The organism is Phocaeicola plebeius DSM 17135 (assembly GCF_000187895.1).
GTDB classification, from domain to species: domain Bacteria; phylum Bacteroidota; class Bacteroidia; order Bacteroidales; family Bacteroidaceae; genus Phocaeicola; species Phocaeicola plebeius.
This window is the reverse complement of sequence record NZ_DS990119.1, coordinates 427951-443635: the sequence shown is the minus strand read 5'-3', so window position 1 is coordinate 443635 and position 15685 is coordinate 427951. Positions and strand designations below refer to the sequence as shown.

Below are 15685 nucleotides of genomic sequence, written 5' to 3'. Positions count from 1 at the left end.
CATGGAAAAGAAAAGAGTCTATACTTTTGGAAACGGACAAGCTGAAGGAAAAGCTGACATGAGAAATCTTCTGGGTGGCAAGGGCGCAAACCTGGCCGAGATGAACCTGATCGGGGTGCCTGTACCTCCCGGATTCACCATAACAACCGAAGTCTGCAACGAATATTTTGAAAAAGGAAAAGAAGCAGTGGTTGCGCTGCTGAAAGACGACGTGGAAAAATCCATCAAAGGAGTAGAAGCCCTGATGAAGTCGAAGTTCGGTGATGTGGAAAATCCGTTGCTCGTTTCCGTACGTTCGGGTGCCAGAGCGTCCATGCCGGGGATGATGGACACCATTCTGAACCTGGGTCTGAACGATGAAGTAGTAGAAGGACTGGCTCGCAAAACCAACAACCCTCGCTTTGCGTGGGACTCTTACCGCCGCTTTGTACAGATGTACGGCGACGTGGTGCTGGGCATGAAACCCGTGAACAAGGAAGACATCGATCCGTTTGAAGCCATCATTGAGGAAGTGAAGAAGGCTAAAGGCGTGCGTCTGGACAACGAACTCGACGTGGACGACCTGAAGACCCTGGTAGTCCGCTTCAAGGAAGCTGTGAAGAAACAGACCGGACAGGAATTCCCGTCATGTGCCTACGAACAGTTGTGGGGCGCCATCTGTGCCGTATTCGATTCATGGATGAACGAACGCGCCATCCTTTACCGTAAGATGGAAGGCATTCCGGCAGAGTGGGGAACAGCTGTGAACGTACAGGCCATGGTATTCGGTAACATGGGTGAGACTTCGGCTACGGGTGTATGCTTCTCACGCGACGCCGCTACCGGTGAAGACCTGTTCAACGGTGAATACCTGATCAATGCGCAGGGTGAAGACGTTGTAGCCGGTATCCGTACTCCGCAGCAGATTACCAAAATCGGTTCTCAGCGCTGGGCCGAACTGCAGGGTATCTCCGAAGCAGAACGTGTGGCCAAATATCCTTCTATGGAAGAAGCCATGCCGAAGATTTACAAGGAACTCGATGAACTCCAGACCAAACTGGAAAATCACTACCACGATATGCAGGACATGGAATTTACCGTGCAGGAAGGCAAACTCTGGTTCCTCCAGACCCGTAACGGTAAGCGTACAGGTGCCGCTATGGTGCGCATCGCCATGGAAATGCTGCATCAGGGCATGATTGACGAAAAGACCGCTTTGATGCGCTGCGAACCCAACAAGCTGGACGAACTGCTGCATCCGGTATTCGACAAGGAAGAACTGTCACGTGCCCGTGTGCTGACACGTGGTTTGCCGGCCTCTCCGGGTGCTGCCTGCGGACGCATCGTCTTCTTCGCAGAAGATGCTGCTGAATGGCATAATAACGGCCATCGCGTGGTACTGGTACGTATTGAAACTTCTCCAGAAGACCTGGCTGGTATGCAGGCTGCAGAAGGTATCCTGACTGCCCGTGGAGGTATGACTTCACACGCAGCCGTAGTAGCTCGCGGAATGGGTAAGTGCTGTGTATCAGGTGCCGGAGCCATCAACGTAGACTACAAGGCTCGTACGGTAGAAATTGACGGAGTCGTACTGAAAGAAGGTGATTATATTTCTATCAACGGAACCAAGGGATATGTATATGCCGGAGAAATTCCGACTCAGCCGGCCAAACTTTCGGGTAACTTTGCCGAACTGATGGAACTCTGCGACAAATATGCCCGCCTGAAAGTCCGCACCAATGCTGATACGCCGCGCAACGCACAGGATGCCCGTGGCTTCGGTGCCGTAGGTATCGGTCTGTGCCGTACGGAACACATGTTCTTCGACGACGAAAAGATTGTAGCTATGCGTGAAATGATTCTGGCTAAGGACGTGGAAGGCCGCAAGAAAGCCCTCGACAAACTGTTGCCTTACCAGAAAGCCGACTTCAAGGAAATCTTCAAGACCATGGACGGACTGCCTGTCAACGTACGTCTGCTCGACCCGCCGTTGCATGAATTCGTTCCGCACGATTTGAAAGGTCAGGAAGAAATGGCACAGGCCATGGGTGTGACCGTAGAATATATCCGCCAGCGCGTGGAAAGCCTGTGCGAACACAACCCGATGCTGGGTCACCGTGGTTGCCGTCTGGGAAATACGTATCCGGAAATCACTGAAATGCAGACTCGCGCCATCCTGGGTGCTGCCTGCGAACTGAAGAAGGAAGGTTACGACCCGCATCCTGAAATCATGGTGCCGCTGATTGGTATCCTGTATGAATTCGAAGCACAGGAAAAGGTGATCCGTGAAACTGCTGCCAAACTGTTCAAGGAAGAAGGCGTGGAAATTCCGTTCAAGGTGGGAACCATGATTGAAGTGCCGCGTGCCGCCCTGACTGCCGACCGCATCGCTTCACATGCCGAATACTTCTCATTCGGTACGAACGACCTGACTCAGATGACCTTCGGTTACTCTCGTGACGATATCGCTTCCTTCTTGCCGGTTTACCTGGAAAAGAAGATTCTGAAGGTAGACCCGTTCCAGGTACTCGACCAGAATGGTGTGGGCCAGCTTATCAAGATGGCGGTAGCCAAAGGCCGTTCCGTACGTCCGGAACTGAAATGCGGTATCTGCGGTGAACACGGTGGTGAACCGATGTCCGTGAAGTTCTGCCACAAGGTAGGTCTGGATTACGTGAGCTGCTCACCGTTCCGCGTGCCTATCGCAAGACTGGCTGCGGCGCAGGCTGTGATTGAAGAAAGTTTGTAATTTGATGATTTTTTAACATAAGATGCCATCCCGTGAGAACTTGTATTTTCTTTCGGGATGGCTTTTTTGTGGGTTTTCGCTAAATTCGTATCTTTGACAAAAAAATAAAGAAACCTCAATGGATACAGAATATTTGAACCGTTTTGAAGAGAGATTGCAGCAGGAATTGCTGCGTTTGTGTACTGACTATCATGTGCTGGACGGCACTCTGCTGGCTACGGAGGACCTGGACAACCGCTGGCACGATCTGGCACCGGAGTACGTGGCCGATGCCGTGGAACAGATTCGTGACTATCCCGTGGTGTCGGTGGCCTGGGCTGCTTATCTGGGCTTGGGAGTAGCTTTTTGCTGGGACGAAGACTGGGAGGCCAGCGCAAAGGCTTCTTATCAGTCGTACTACGGAGAGCAGGGATTTGACGATATGGATGAACACATCGTGCGCGATTTGCTCGGCTTGTCGCTCGACGGTGAAGAGGCCCGCCAGCTGGAGGACATCATCCGCCGCTGCGGACAGACTACCGTGGGACTGATTCGCCACGAACAGATAGAGCCGCAGAGTCCGCTGGCTTTCCATGTGTTTGCCCGTGCCTGCCGTACGATGTTCCGTATCGGGGTGGCCATTGAGCTCAAACGCCTGGGATATAAATTTGAGAAAGTGGAAATCGGTCGCGTGCCGGGCGGAATGTTGTCATAAGAAAATACCGTTCAGTCTATGTCTATGAAATACACCCGTTTAGTTTTTTCTTTTTGCGCATGCCTGGCCTTTTCGCAGGCTTTCGGTAAGGCGGAAGGCGATTTGTCGGTCATCCGGCAGAATTTCAACCGGATTTATGTGCAGTCGGAAGGGGAGGAATCTCCTCTGAAAGAGCTGCTCTTGCAGAACCAGCCGGGCTTCTCGGTATCCGACCGTGTGGTGATGGAACTCCAGCAGCGTGTGCCGTACGAAGCGGATCGGATGAGGCATTACCTCAAGGCATTGCAGGCCGACGGCTCGTGGAGTGACATCAATTATCAGGACACCAACCGTTCGGGATGGGACCCGCGTCTGCATGCCGAACGGATACTTGAGATGGTGAAGCACTTCAGCAATCCGGAAAACGAATATTATCATTCGAAGAAGGTGGAGAAGGCCATTCATCGGGCCTTGCGCTACTGGTTTGTCCAGAAGCCGGTCTGCCTGAACTGGTACTATAATCAGATTGGTATTCCCCGTACGCTGGGCACTGCCTTTATCTTGTTTGAACCTTTTCTGACCGATGCCGAGAAGCAGGATGCCATCACGGTGATGAAGCAGGCCCGTTTCGGCATGACCGGACAGAACAAGGTGTGGCTGGCGGGTAACGTCATGATGCGAGGGGTGCTGGAGAACGACCTGGATTTAGTGAAACAGGCGCGCGATACGATTGTGTCGGAGATTGTGCGGGGCGGAAAGGAAGGTATCAAGGACGACGGGTGCTTCCACCAGCACGGACCGCAACCTCAGTTCGGTAATTACGGGCTGGCGTATGTGTACACCATGAGCCTTTTGTCGGGCCTCTTTTCGGACACGTCGATGGCTTTTACGCCTTCGCAACTGGAGGTGATTGCCGGATTGCTGGAAGAGGGTTATCAGTGGGTTATCTGGCAGGGGAAAATGGACATCGCTTCCCTGGGACGCCAGCTTTTTGCTTCGGCTCCGCTGCACAAGGCATTGAGCCTGGCTTTTGCCGCTACCGAACTGGGAGGCGGACGCGATGCACGCTGCAACCAGGTGGCTGCCCGTCTGCTGGAAAACTGTTTTTCGCCGCACAACGGGCTGATTGGCCACAAGCATTTCTGGCAGTCGGACTACACGTTGAGCCGCCGTGCCGGATGGATGGCCTCGCTCAAGATGGCATCCGACCGCGTGATGGGAGTGGAGAGTATGAACGGCGATAACATGAAAGGCTATTACATGGCCGACGGGGCCCTCTATATTTATAAGGATGCAACGGAATATTACGATATCTTCCCGTTATGGGACTGGCGCAAATTGCCCGGTGTGACTTGTTACGACGATGTCCGTCCGGTGCCGTTGCTCAAGCACAGCTATTATCCGCGCAATCGGGGCCGCTTTGTGGGAGGCTTGTCGGATGGGAAAAACGGAATCAGCGCCATGGAGCTGGACCGCGACGGGCTGAAGGCGCAGAAGTTCTGGCTCTTTGCCGATGAGGCGGTGCTTTGTCTGGGAGCAGGCATCTCTTCCGATTCGGCTCTTCATGTCACCACCGCCGTGGAGCAGTGCTGGAGCAGGGAGGAACCGCTTCGCATCTCTACTGCCGACGATACGCGAATCTGGCATCACGGACGTGGGTATGTGCTGTGGAACAATCTGGACAGTTGCTTTACCCGCACGGTAGCATCTTCCGGAAGTTGGCACGACGTGATGAAGATGTACAAGAACGATACCGTTTCGGGCCGGTTGTTCACCCTTTATCTGGACCACGGCGTACGTCCGAAAGAGTCTTCTTACTGTTATGCCGTCCTTCCCGAGACAACGGAAGCCGACTTGCGTAATTTCCGTACCGACAATTTCCGGGTGATGTGCAACGACAGCCGCTTGCAGGCTGTGTGGCAAGTCGACCGTTCGGTCTGCTGGGCAGCCGTGCGTGAACCTTTTACCCTTCGTGTAACACCGGAACTGGAAGTGGATTTTCACACGCCTGGTCTGTACCGTATCGGACGGGGAACGGGCGGACGCTGGGAGGTGTACTTCAGTGACCCCATGCAGTGTCAGGATGAGATGCAGATTACGGTGAACGGAAAGCAGGGCACGCATGCGCTTCCGCAAGGAAAGGATCGGGGCACGACCCTTCGTTTTGAAGTCAACTAAAACTCATTATCTTAAAAATAGAAACATGAAAAAAGCATTTGTATTGATAGCAGCTTTGGCAATGACCAATGTGCTGTCGGCTACCGCAGAAAACACGACCGACACACCGACAAAGAAGACACGCAGCGAGGTTTTCATAACAGAGAAAGGAACCGAGTGGGAACCGGCTGGCGAGGGAGTAACCCGTCAGATTATGGGATACGACGGACAGGTGATGCTCGTAAAGGTGAAGTTTGAGAAGGGTGCCGTAGGTACAGCCCACACGCATTATCACACGCAGACCACTTACGTGGCCAGCGGAAAGTTTGAGTTTACCGTGGGCGGGAAGACGCAGGTGGTATCTGCTGGCGACGGTATTTATATTGAACCGGATGTACTTCACGGTTGCAAGTGCCTGGAGGCCGGTTTGCTCATCGACTGCTTCTCTCCGATGCGGGCCGATTTCCTGAAAAAATAACCGACTGAGAATCAGAAAAATTCTTTGCCGCAAAAAACGCTTCGACGTTTGGATGCAAACGCCTTTACGTTTTACCCAAGACGTACTTACGTTTCGGGTAAAACGCAAAGGCGTTTTCTTGTGAATGTACTTGCGTTTTTTGGGGGGAGTGAATTCTAGCGGATATCCGGTCCGAATTTCCCTTCAAATTCCGTCACTATCTGCTGGAAGTGAGCTGGCAGGTAGAGCATGGCCTGAGCGTGCAGGGCAGGGGGAATGCCGTAGAATGCTTCGGCAATGCTGCCCGTGATGCAGGCTAGCGTGTCGCTGTCGCCACCCAGTGAGATGGCCGTACGTATGCAGTCCTCAAAGTCCGTCCCGTCCAGAAAGGCGCGGATGGCCTGGGGCACGGTACCCTGGCAGGTGGCATCCCATTGATAGGTGTCACGAATACTGTCGCAGGTGAAGTTCAGGTTGTAGCCGAATTTTGCTTCGACGGTATTTTTTATATTCTCCTTGCTCTTTCCGTTCCGGGCCAGAAAGATGCAGAGTGCCGTAGCCTGGGCACCTTTGATTCCTTCGGGATGGTTGTGCGTGCAGGCTGCCGATGTGCGTGCAGCCTCCAGTGTCTCTTCCTCCGTGCGGAATGCCCATCCCACGGGGCCTACACGCATGGCTGAGCCGTTGCCGCAGCTGCCGTAAGGACGGAGCTGTCCTGTCTGTTGTCCCTGTCGGAGCCATTCGCGGAAACGTCCGCCGAAGCCTCCCAGCGGACAGGGGTAACGGGTGGCATAACGGAAATAATAGGTGGCACAGTCTCCGCCGTGCAGCAGCCAGTCGGCCGTGGCGAGGGTCAGAATGCTGTCGTCGGTATATCCTTTCTGCGGAGTGAGGAAAGGAAACTCTTTTGTCTTGATGTTGCGGAACTCGTAGACGCTGCCTGCGATGTCGCCTAGAATGCTTCCAATCATATTTTTTTCGTTTAGATAGATACAAAGGTACGGAGAATTAATGGATAAATGTTATATATTTGCAAATGTCATGAGAACAAAATGAATAAGTACAGGTCTTATATGGATAAAAGGAAATACATGTCCAGAATAGTAATGGGCTGTTTTCTCCTTTCGTGCCCTTTCCGTATGATTGCGCAGACGTTGCCAAATGATTCCGTCAGCCGGACCATCGCGTTGGATGAAGTGACCATTGTGGCATCGAACGTGTCGCGGGTAGACAATCATTTGGTAATTTATCCTAACTCTCAGCAGAAGAAATCGACTAACAGCGGCTATGGAGTGTTGAAACGCTTGATGATTCCGGGTATGATTATCGATACACGGTCCAATAGAGCTGAGGCAATGGGGATGCCCGTGTCGTTCTATATCAATGGGCAGCAGGCCGATTCCAAAGATATCCAGATGCTTCGCCCGAAGGACATAGAAAAGATTGAGTATCATGACAATCCAACCGGAAAATATGCAAAAGATAAGATAGCTGTCAACTTTATACTGAAGCAATATAAGACGGGTGGTTACTTGCAGATGGATGGCTTGCAGACAATTGGATATACGCATGGCGACTACAATATTGCTACCACCGTCAACCGTAACAATACGACCTATTCCTTGTTTGCTGGAAGTGATTACTTTAATGTGAAGGATAATCATAACCACATGGCTGAATCCTATGCATTACCCGGGCAGTCCGTCGAGCGTTTTAGTACATCCGATGAAGATTATTCCCGGCACAGTGAGTATGTACAGTTCCGTCTTCAGCATCAGAAGGCAGGTCGGTACGTCGTCGGGAAACTGTCGTTTATACACAAAAATACTCCTCGTGAGAATATGGCCGGCACGGTAGAGTCGGTGGGTAATACTTCTAATTTTGCGATGTATACTGACCAGAAGAGCTTTTCTCCTAAATTAGATCTGACGGGTACTATCTCTATATCGAAGACACAGGATTTTACTTTTGGATTGCATGGCATTTATTCTCGTAACTTGTACAACCGTACTTACTCTGAACAGGACTATGAGACGGGTTCCTATGAATCGGAAAATGCCGGAGGATTTCAGTTGTCGGCCATCTATAACCTGTCCAAAGGAAAGCATTCATTTTCGGCCGAGCTGTTCGATTTTCATCATGTGTGGAATGCGCAATATGAGGGCAGCCATCCGCTGAGGCAGTCACTATGGAAAAATGAGTCGCTGGCTTTCCTTTCCTATAATTATGCTTTTAGCCCGAAACTGTCACTACGGTCAAGGGTGGGAGTGGACTGGCTTCAGTACCGGCTTCACGGCAGCGAAAAATTCAGCAAGCTGTCGCCGCGTGTCAATCTGAACCTTCAATATCAGCTGAAAGGGGGGATGCTGTTATGGTCCTCCTCCTATAACAATTATAATTACGGCATGGACCTCATCAATCAGGCACGCATCGGACTCAATCCTTATCTGGTACAGACTGGCAATCCGAACCTGAAGAGTGGATGTTCATTCAATTCGTTCCTGTATTATTCCGGTAAGATAAAGAAAACCGAACTTTCGGCCATTCTCCAGTACAAGCTGGAGCATAATCCGGTGGTTCATGACTATTATGTTCAGGATACTTACCTCGTCAGGTCGTTCATTAACCGTGGAAACATTCATTACTATGCTGCCATACTGGCGGCTTCGCACTCGTTCAACCGGATGTTCAGCCTGTCGGGCGATATAAGATACAATTATACGTCTGTTCACTCCGTGTGTGGTTTCGGCAACAGAAATCTGACCGGCAACCTCAATGCCAATGTTTACCTGGGTGATTTCAGTCTTTCGCCTTACGTCAATTTCAGAAACAAGATTGTCAACACCACTTCCCTGGGAATAGAAGAGACTCCCGTCAACTACGGTCTGGAGTGTACTTACGGCAAGGGAAACTTTTTTGCGGAAGTCAATGTCGTGTCTCCGTTTACCGACCGGAAGTTCCGAAAAACGTTCCAGCATGACCTCTATGCATATGATTCGGACGAAGATTTCAGGACAAACGGTCAGTACTGCCACATCAAATTAGCTTATACCTTCGACTTTGGTTACAAAACGAAAAAAGTCAGACGAGAGGTCGATAGGTCGGTGAACAGTTCGCTGCTGAAGTCTTTTTAAATTTTGCTGAATAACGAAGCGGATATAGTATATTACTTTAAACTCGGTGGAGCTTACTGCAGAAAGTCATTTATGGTGGAACCTTTTATTACAGTCTTTACATATATAATTGGCATTAGAAATTTTTCCCAAGAATGCAACTATAAAAAACGAAATAAACATAGACAATGCTATATAATCGGCAATAGTTGATCTGATACCCAAATCATTTGCCCAAACAAGATAAAGCCCCGGAATAAGAAAAAGAAAGATGCACCATAATGCTATAGCAGTTCCGTATTTATTACTTACGGCTATGGCTGACACATTGTAACTTCCACATTTAGGGCACCAGACATGAGATTTATTTCTACTGTCAACAATAGGATTTATTATCTCAACAGCTTTTTCATAATCTTTCTCGAAAACATATATCGCAATACCTGTGATAGCACCATAAGCACCTGGATTTTGGTCTTGCCCCTCATCATGCTGGCGAGAAACAATGTTATTTTCAATGAGCTGATTTGTAATCTCATCTGCATAAATAGTAGTATCACATTTTATAAGAAGTCTTTCCTTCATATTAGAATTTACTTTTATGCCAATATACTGATATTTATATGAAAAAACAAGATTTATCTCTAAATCTTTATCCCTATTTTTTTAGGTTGGTTTTTTATTTCCTCAAGGTAGATGTCCTGAAGAAGTTTATCTTTATTGATGATGTCATTCTCGTAAAATGAACGGTTAAAATATTCGATTTATGCAATAAGTTATTGATGATTTTCAAAAAATCATATAGTTTCTTATCTTCATTTTTAGATATATGCTATCTTTATAATCATTATGTAGTATTTTTATGGATAATATCAATATGCTTTATATTATTCAGTTGCACTTATTTGTTGTATAGAGAAAATGATAGAAAAATTAAATGTAAGGACTAATTTATTAAACCCTAAAATATACAGTATGAAATTATTAAGTATTCTAGCTCTGTTTTTTTATTTAAATTCAAATGTGTATGCACAAATACAAAAAGACTTGGTAACAATAACAGGAAGAGTTTCTGACTATAAAGGAAATCCTATTGATAATTGTTCTGTTATGTTTCAAAATTCAAATTTTGATGTCCTGTATGAAACAAAAACTGACGAGAAAGGGAAATATCAAATAGATATACCAAAGGGAAGATATAACAACATAAGTGTATACTATCTCGAAAAGACCAATTATATAGAGCAAAAATGACTCTGAAATGTAGATGTATTTCTGGTTTATTTAGTGTATTGACTAAGGGTAACTGCCTGAATTATTATATCACTTTCGCTAAGTTTTATGAATAACCAACAGTTTACGATATGAAAAAATACGTGATATTTTTAGTCCTGTTCATCGCAGCTTTTTGTGTAAAGGCACAGTCTATTATTCCACAGGTAAATGAAAACGTGGAGCTTATGAGTATCTTGTCGCGTATGGCCGGTTTTCCGGAATATCACATGGATATGGCGGGCCAATACATAAAGGATATGGACAGCTATTTTAAGGAGAGTACTGACCATCCGGCCGTGCAGTATATGAAAGGACTTAGGAACAAGTATGGCATAGCTTATGATGCCGTCATGTCAATGGCTGTACATCTGGATAACCGGAACGGTGTTTTTTCATTGATAGAGGAAGAAGTTTCTACCTTAGAGAAAAGATGGAAGAAGGTGGATAAGGATGAATTTCTGTCTTATCTCAGCAGCTTTTATAAGGATACAAAATTCAATGAATTTTTCCTGGCCCATAAAGCCCTTTATGAAAGGGGCATCAGGTCTTATCAGGATAATGTCATCAATCATTTTGATGTGGACTGGTATGCTGATTTCTATGGCAATGAACCTCAGGAAACTTTTTCTGTAATCATCGGTTTCTGCAATGGAGGTGGAAACTATGGAGCAGACCGGCAAATAAAAGGACACAAGAAGGAGGTTTTTGCCATTGTGGGGTATTACGTGAATAAAGAAGATATGCCCATGTATAGCAAGGAATATCTGCCAACGCTGATTCATGAATTTAATCATTCTTTTATCAATCATTTTTTGGATGAAAACAAATATCCAGATTATGTAAAAGAACTGGAACCGGCTGCCACGGATTTGTTTAATTCTTCACGTTGGAGTATGGCGAAACAGGCGTATGGCAATTGGAAGACCGTGATAAACGAATCACTTGTCCGTGCGGCTGTTATCTGTTATATGCTGGACAAAGACTACAAGCCGGAAGAAATAAAAAATGAACTGTTGGAGCAGGTGCAACGAAATTTCAGATGGACGCCGGAACTGGTGAGTCTGCTGAGAAAGTACGAAAAGAAACAAACAAAGTATGGTAGTTTTGAGAATTTCTATCCGAATGTAATAAGGTTCTTCAGAGAATATAGCCAAAAGGAAAATGAAAGATTGGATGTACTTAAATAAAAGAAGTATATTCAATAATAAATACTATATTGTGATATTCGCAGTTTCGAATGATAATCAAGTGCAGAATATATGAGTTAATTCATAAATGTTAATCAAAGTAATATGAAAACAAAGAATTTATTCGGAATACTAATATTATTCCTTAGTGCTCTTAGCCTTACAAGTTGCAACAAAGACGAAGAGGGGTTTTCTAAAGAAGAAATACAACAGATGCTATTCGACATGAAAGGAACCTATCATGGCACTGTACAAGTAGACTATTATCACGGTGCAAGTATAACAGAACTTCAGAATGCAATAGCTGTTTCACGCGATTCACTCAAATTCAATATGTCATTACTGCCATATGTAGAACTGATTTCAGATGAAGGCCTGTCGGAGCGCCTGCGTGAAATTGGAGAGGTGGAAGTTGTTGCTGGTTATGATTTTCATCAGAGTGACGGTAGGAATATAAATTTTGGATTGCGGCCTAAGGATGTCGACGTATTAGGCGGTTATGGAGCACCTTCTTCTATTCGGATTGTTTTTGCTCAGACTTTTGGTGGAGACGCTGAAGTAGGAAATAATTTCATAATGTTTAATATCTCTCCTTTGGAATTATGGGTTAATGGTAAGAAATATGAAGATTTTCCGCGTTTAGTTTACCACTTTAGAGGTAATTATGAATAATAAAAAGTCATGTAAATACAGAATTATAAATTTCAAATACAATGAATCCAATATTATACATAAATTGGGATATAGATCCTGTAATATTTAGTCTTGGTCCAGTTAAGATTCAATATTATGGCTTGATTTTTGTTACTGGACTTGCCTTGTGTTACTACATAATTGGGCACATATACAAGAAGGAGAAGATTTATACTCCAAATGCAATGGAGAAACTTTTCATATATGCTGTTATTGGTATTTTCGGGGGAGCAAGATTGGGGCATTGTCTATTTTATGATTTTGAATATTTTTCTTCTCATATAATTGAAATATTCATTCCTTTTAGAGAAAATGCTAATGGTGTTTACGAGTTTATAGGATACAAAGGATTGGCAAGCCATGGTGGAGCGATTGGTTTGTTTATTGCCATGTTGTTATACTCACGGAAAGTTCACATTCCATTCCCGAAGATAATAGATATCATAGCTATTTTGGCTCCATTAGGGGGAGCGTTTATAAGAATCTCAAATTTAATGAACTCTGAAATTATTGGACGTCCGACAGATTTGCCTTGGGCTTTTATATTCAGGTACGTTGATGATTTACCAAGACATCCTTCACAGCTTTATGAGTCAATAAGCTATTTTATTATTTTCCTGATTGCTTATTCTCTATATAAATATAAAAGACAGTTGTTTAAAGTCGGAAGTTATTTCTATTTTGGCTTTAGTATTTTTGCCATTTTTCTCATGCGATTCCTTTTAGAATACACAAAGGAAAATCAAAAAGGTTTCGAAGATTCGATGTTTTTTAATATGGGACAAATTTTGAGTATCCCTTTTATTGTATTAGGTCTATACCTAATTTTACGTAGTTATATACAGTCATCAAAAATGACAACTAAAACAACTAAGGTAACCGATAAACAGTGTAGAAAATAAGAGTTATTGCCAAACTATAAACTCCTATAATCAAAGTAATATGAAAACAAAGAATTTATTTGGAATACTGATGCTATTCCTGTTTACATTTGCCTTTATCAGTTGTGATAAAGAAGATGAAGAAGGTAGAAAAATTACTGACTACAAAGAGTATGTTTTAACAGTTGCATCGGAAATGAAACCAGGTGTAATGTCGTCAGATGGGTATAATTATCTTAATGATGTGTATCCTGTAAAAAAAGAAAATACCGAAGACTGGGAAGCTATGGGGTATATTGATGGGTTTGAATTTGAAAAAGGATATGAATATAAAATAAAAATCAGCGAAACAAGTTACCTGGATTATAGTATGGGGCAACCTGCCTGGACGGAACATGAGTTGCTTGACGTTCTGTCAAAAGAAAAAAAAGATTCGGAAGGTCTGCCGTTGCATTTCATACCTGAATGGTTTTATGAAGAACATGTTTTACCTAAGTATCAATATGCCGTTGAAGCCGACAACAAAGAAGTAATAGAAGAGGATTTAAGGACTAATTCTATTCTGCCATTGGACTATCATTATATGCTTTATCGAGGAGAAGACAGTTCTTTAAGATGGATTGCGATAAAAGATGATAGTAATACTCTTGGGCCGTGTATTATAAAAAGCGAAAACAAAGATCCGGAGAAAATGCCTGAATCCTACAAATTACTACCTTGGGAAGGAAATGTTTATGGATTTATGGGGTGGCAATTCTTGGACGAAGAAGGAAATGAAACAAACTATCCTTCGTTTGACGTATTTGCAAGTCGTTCAACCAAATCAAGAACTTTCAATCCTGCTCCCAATACAGTGTGTCTATATAAAGACTTAACGGAATACTACAAAAACAAATATCCGCAAGCAGCAATAAAAGCGGTTGTAGTTTCTTATGCCATTGAAATAAACTGACAATCGTTCAGCTTGAATTCCATGATGTACACGTAGTCCTGTATCTGGAACACCAGGTCAATCTGTCCACAGTTAGATTCTACTGTGAATGTAGTTTTCAACATCATTGATTGTTGCTTATCTTAGAGGAGGGCACTTTATGACGAAAATATATTGGAAAGGTGTAAGAAGGAAGATGGATAAACTATGAACAAATTATGAGTATATAAACAGATAAGATTATGTGGAAAAAACTTTTTGCCATATTCAGCTTGTTCGTTTCAATGAGCATACAAGCCCAGAATGTCGACGGGCGAATCGCCTCGCTCATTAATCAAAGCAACTGGTTTGAGTTGGAACAAGCGTTGAAAGAAACTCCTGCTAATTCCATATCACCATTTTTGCGGCAGTTGGCTACAGCCATGACGCATCATTATTTCAACCGTCCAGACTCAGCATGTGTCGTTCTTTCTGATTTGCTGGGCAATCATCAGCAAGAACTGGGCGATCACACCATGAATATGGTTATCCTGTTGAGTACCAATCTGGCTAGAACCGGTCATTACAATGATGCAGCCGGACTGCTTCAGAGTCTCTATGACCAACTGACTGCTTTGGGTACGGACAGCACCCTGACCGTGGCATATCGCGATCAGGCACAGCAATATCGGGCTCTGGCTGCCTGTGGCACCCTCTATAGACCGCTTCATAAATCGGATGAATACCGCATTCCGATGGTGATTGATGATAAAGGCGGGCAGCACTCCATTGAAATGGATGGAAGCATCAATGGGAGAGAAGGACGTTTTCTGTTCGATACTGGAGCCGGAGGAAACCTGATAACCCCAGAATTGGCAAAGAAATATGGTTTGCGTTCTTTGGATGCAGATATCACCGTGGGAGGTGTTGGAGGACTGAAACAGGGAGACTATGCTATTGCAGACACGTTGCGTATCGGGGAAATGACCTGGGTGAATGTGCCTTTTGCCGTAATTGATACCCGGACGGGACATGATGAAGCAGATAAGTTCAGTGAAAAATTTCAGCTTCCTCCTGTCATCGGACTCCCTGTCATGTTTTGTATGCAGGAAATTCAGTTGGATTTTGAACACCGTGAACTCATTATCCCAACCATACAGACATCATCTCCGTGGGGCAAAAGTAACCTTCTGCGCACGGATACAGAAGGATTGCAGTTAAAGACGACAGTTGATACCGGGCATCCTGTCTATCTTCATTTTGATACAGGCTCTTATTACACTTATATGCAGCCCGCCTGGTACAATCGTCACCAAAAAGAGGTGAATTCAGCAGGAGTACCCGATTCGCTTCGCATGGCTGGAATAGGGGGTGTGTCAATTACCCGTACCTACAGGTTGCCGCAAATGAAATTCCATATAGGAAATGGTACCGCGACGATTGATTCGGTCAAAGTAAATACCGGGATTGATTTGCATACGGGACAGATGAAATCCCACGGTACAGAAGATGGGGTACTCGGCTTGAATGCACTGGAAAAGTTCTCTAAAGTGATTATCAACTTGAAGGATATGTATATGGAGGCTATTCCTTATGCAGAGAAACAATAAA

General features: G+C 45.1%; 14 protein-coding genes. 11 read left to right on the top strand and 3 right to left on the bottom strand.

Going from position 1 to position 15685, the window contains the following annotated elements:
- The first annotated feature begins 1 nt into the window (after position 1).
- The 4 genes from ppdK (at position 2) to BACPLE_RS03030 (ending at position 6036) form a co-directional block, all read left to right on the top strand.
- The gene (gene ppdK, locus BACPLE_RS03045) at positions 2-2728 is read left to right on the top strand and encodes a pyruvate, phosphate dikinase (RefSeq protein WP_007558829.1); all 2727 of its coding nucleotides are present in this window, start codon (positions 2-4) and stop codon (positions 2726-2728) included.
- 118 nt (positions 2729-2846) lie between these two features.
- Positions 2847-3422, top strand: a complete 576-nt coding sequence (locus BACPLE_RS03040) for a hypothetical protein (RefSeq protein ID WP_007558827.1) — start codon at positions 2847-2849, stop codon at positions 3420-3422.
- A gap of 18 nt (positions 3423-3440) precedes the next feature.
- Entirely contained in the window at positions 3441-5579 is a 2139-nt protein-coding gene (locus BACPLE_RS03035; RefSeq protein ID WP_235777889.1) for a polysaccharide lyase family 8 super-sandwich domain-containing protein, read from the top strand.
- A gap of 61 nt (positions 5580-5640) precedes the next feature.
- The gene (locus BACPLE_RS03030; protein ID WP_050792062.1) at positions 5641-6036 is read left to right on the top strand and encodes a cupin domain-containing protein; all 396 of its coding nucleotides are present in this window, start codon (positions 5641-5643) and stop codon (positions 6034-6036) included.
- A 155-nt stretch (positions 6037-6191) separates the two neighbouring features.
- Here the strand turns inward: BACPLE_RS03030 and BACPLE_RS03025 are convergent, their stop codons facing one another.
- Positions 6192-6986: an ADP-ribosylglycohydrolase family protein gene (locus tag BACPLE_RS03025; RefSeq protein WP_007558821.1), complete on the bottom strand. Its 795-nt coding sequence runs from the start codon at positions 6984-6986 to the stop codon at positions 6192-6194.
- A 120-nt stretch (positions 6987-7106) separates the two neighbouring features.
- Between BACPLE_RS03025 and BACPLE_RS03020 the strand changes: the two genes are divergently transcribed.
- Complete coding sequence (locus BACPLE_RS03020; protein WP_148374635.1) at positions 7107-9149, top strand: TonB-dependent receptor; 2043 nt, start codon at positions 7107-7109, stop codon at positions 9147-9149.
- Positions 9150-9215: 66 nt separating this feature from the next.
- Here the strand turns inward: BACPLE_RS03020 and BACPLE_RS03015 are convergent, their stop codons facing one another.
- The gene (locus tag BACPLE_RS03015) at positions 9216-9713 is read right to left on the bottom strand and encodes a putative signal transducing protein (protein WP_007558817.1); all 498 of its coding nucleotides are present in this window, start codon (positions 9711-9713) and stop codon (positions 9216-9218) included.
- Between the two features lie 390 nt (positions 9714-10103).
- On the opposite strand from BACPLE_RS03015, the gene BACPLE_RS03010 reads away from it, so the two are divergent.
- The 5 genes from BACPLE_RS03010 to BACPLE_RS02990 all read left to right on the top strand — a co-directional run bounded on the left by BACPLE_RS03010 (position 10104) and on the right by BACPLE_RS02990 (position 14116).
- Positions 10104-10382: a carboxypeptidase-like regulatory domain-containing protein gene (locus BACPLE_RS03010; protein WP_157131878.1), complete on the top strand. Its 279-nt coding sequence runs from the start codon at positions 10104-10106 to the stop codon at positions 10380-10382.
- A gap of 110 nt (positions 10383-10492) precedes the next feature.
- Entirely contained in the window at positions 10493-11590 is a 1098-nt protein-coding gene (locus BACPLE_RS03005) for a DUF4932 domain-containing protein (RefSeq protein ID WP_007558809.1), read from the top strand.
- A gap of 105 nt (positions 11591-11695) precedes the next feature.
- Complete coding sequence (locus tag BACPLE_RS03000; protein ID WP_007558807.1) at positions 11696-12262, top strand: hypothetical protein; 567 nt, start codon at positions 11696-11698, stop codon at positions 12260-12262.
- 41 nt (positions 12263-12303) lie between these two features.
- On the top strand, positions 12304-13185 hold the full coding sequence (gene lgt / locus BACPLE_RS02995; protein ID WP_007558806.1) for a prolipoprotein diacylglyceryl transferase: 882 nt from the start codon (positions 12304-12306) through the stop codon (positions 13183-13185).
- A gap of 40 nt (positions 13186-13225) precedes the next feature.
- Entirely contained in the window at positions 13226-14116 is an 891-nt protein-coding gene (locus BACPLE_RS02990; RefSeq protein WP_007558804.1) for a DUF4377 domain-containing protein, read from the top strand.
- Here the strand turns inward: BACPLE_RS02990 and BACPLE_RS19810 are convergent.
- Positions 14095-14223, bottom strand: coding sequence for a hypothetical protein (locus BACPLE_RS19810; protein WP_148374634.1), 129 nt, complete (start codon positions 14221-14223; stop codon positions 14095-14097). The genes BACPLE_RS02990 and BACPLE_RS19810 overlap by 22 nt on opposite strands.
- Before the next feature lie 114 nt (positions 14224-14337).
- On the opposite strand from BACPLE_RS19810, the gene BACPLE_RS02985 reads away from it, so the two are divergent.
- Positions 14338-15684: a pepsin/retropepsin-like aspartic protease family protein gene (locus tag BACPLE_RS02985; protein ID WP_007558802.1), complete on the top strand. Its 1347-nt coding sequence runs from the start codon at positions 14338-14340 to the stop codon at positions 15682-15684.
- Position 15685 lies beyond the last annotated feature (1 nt).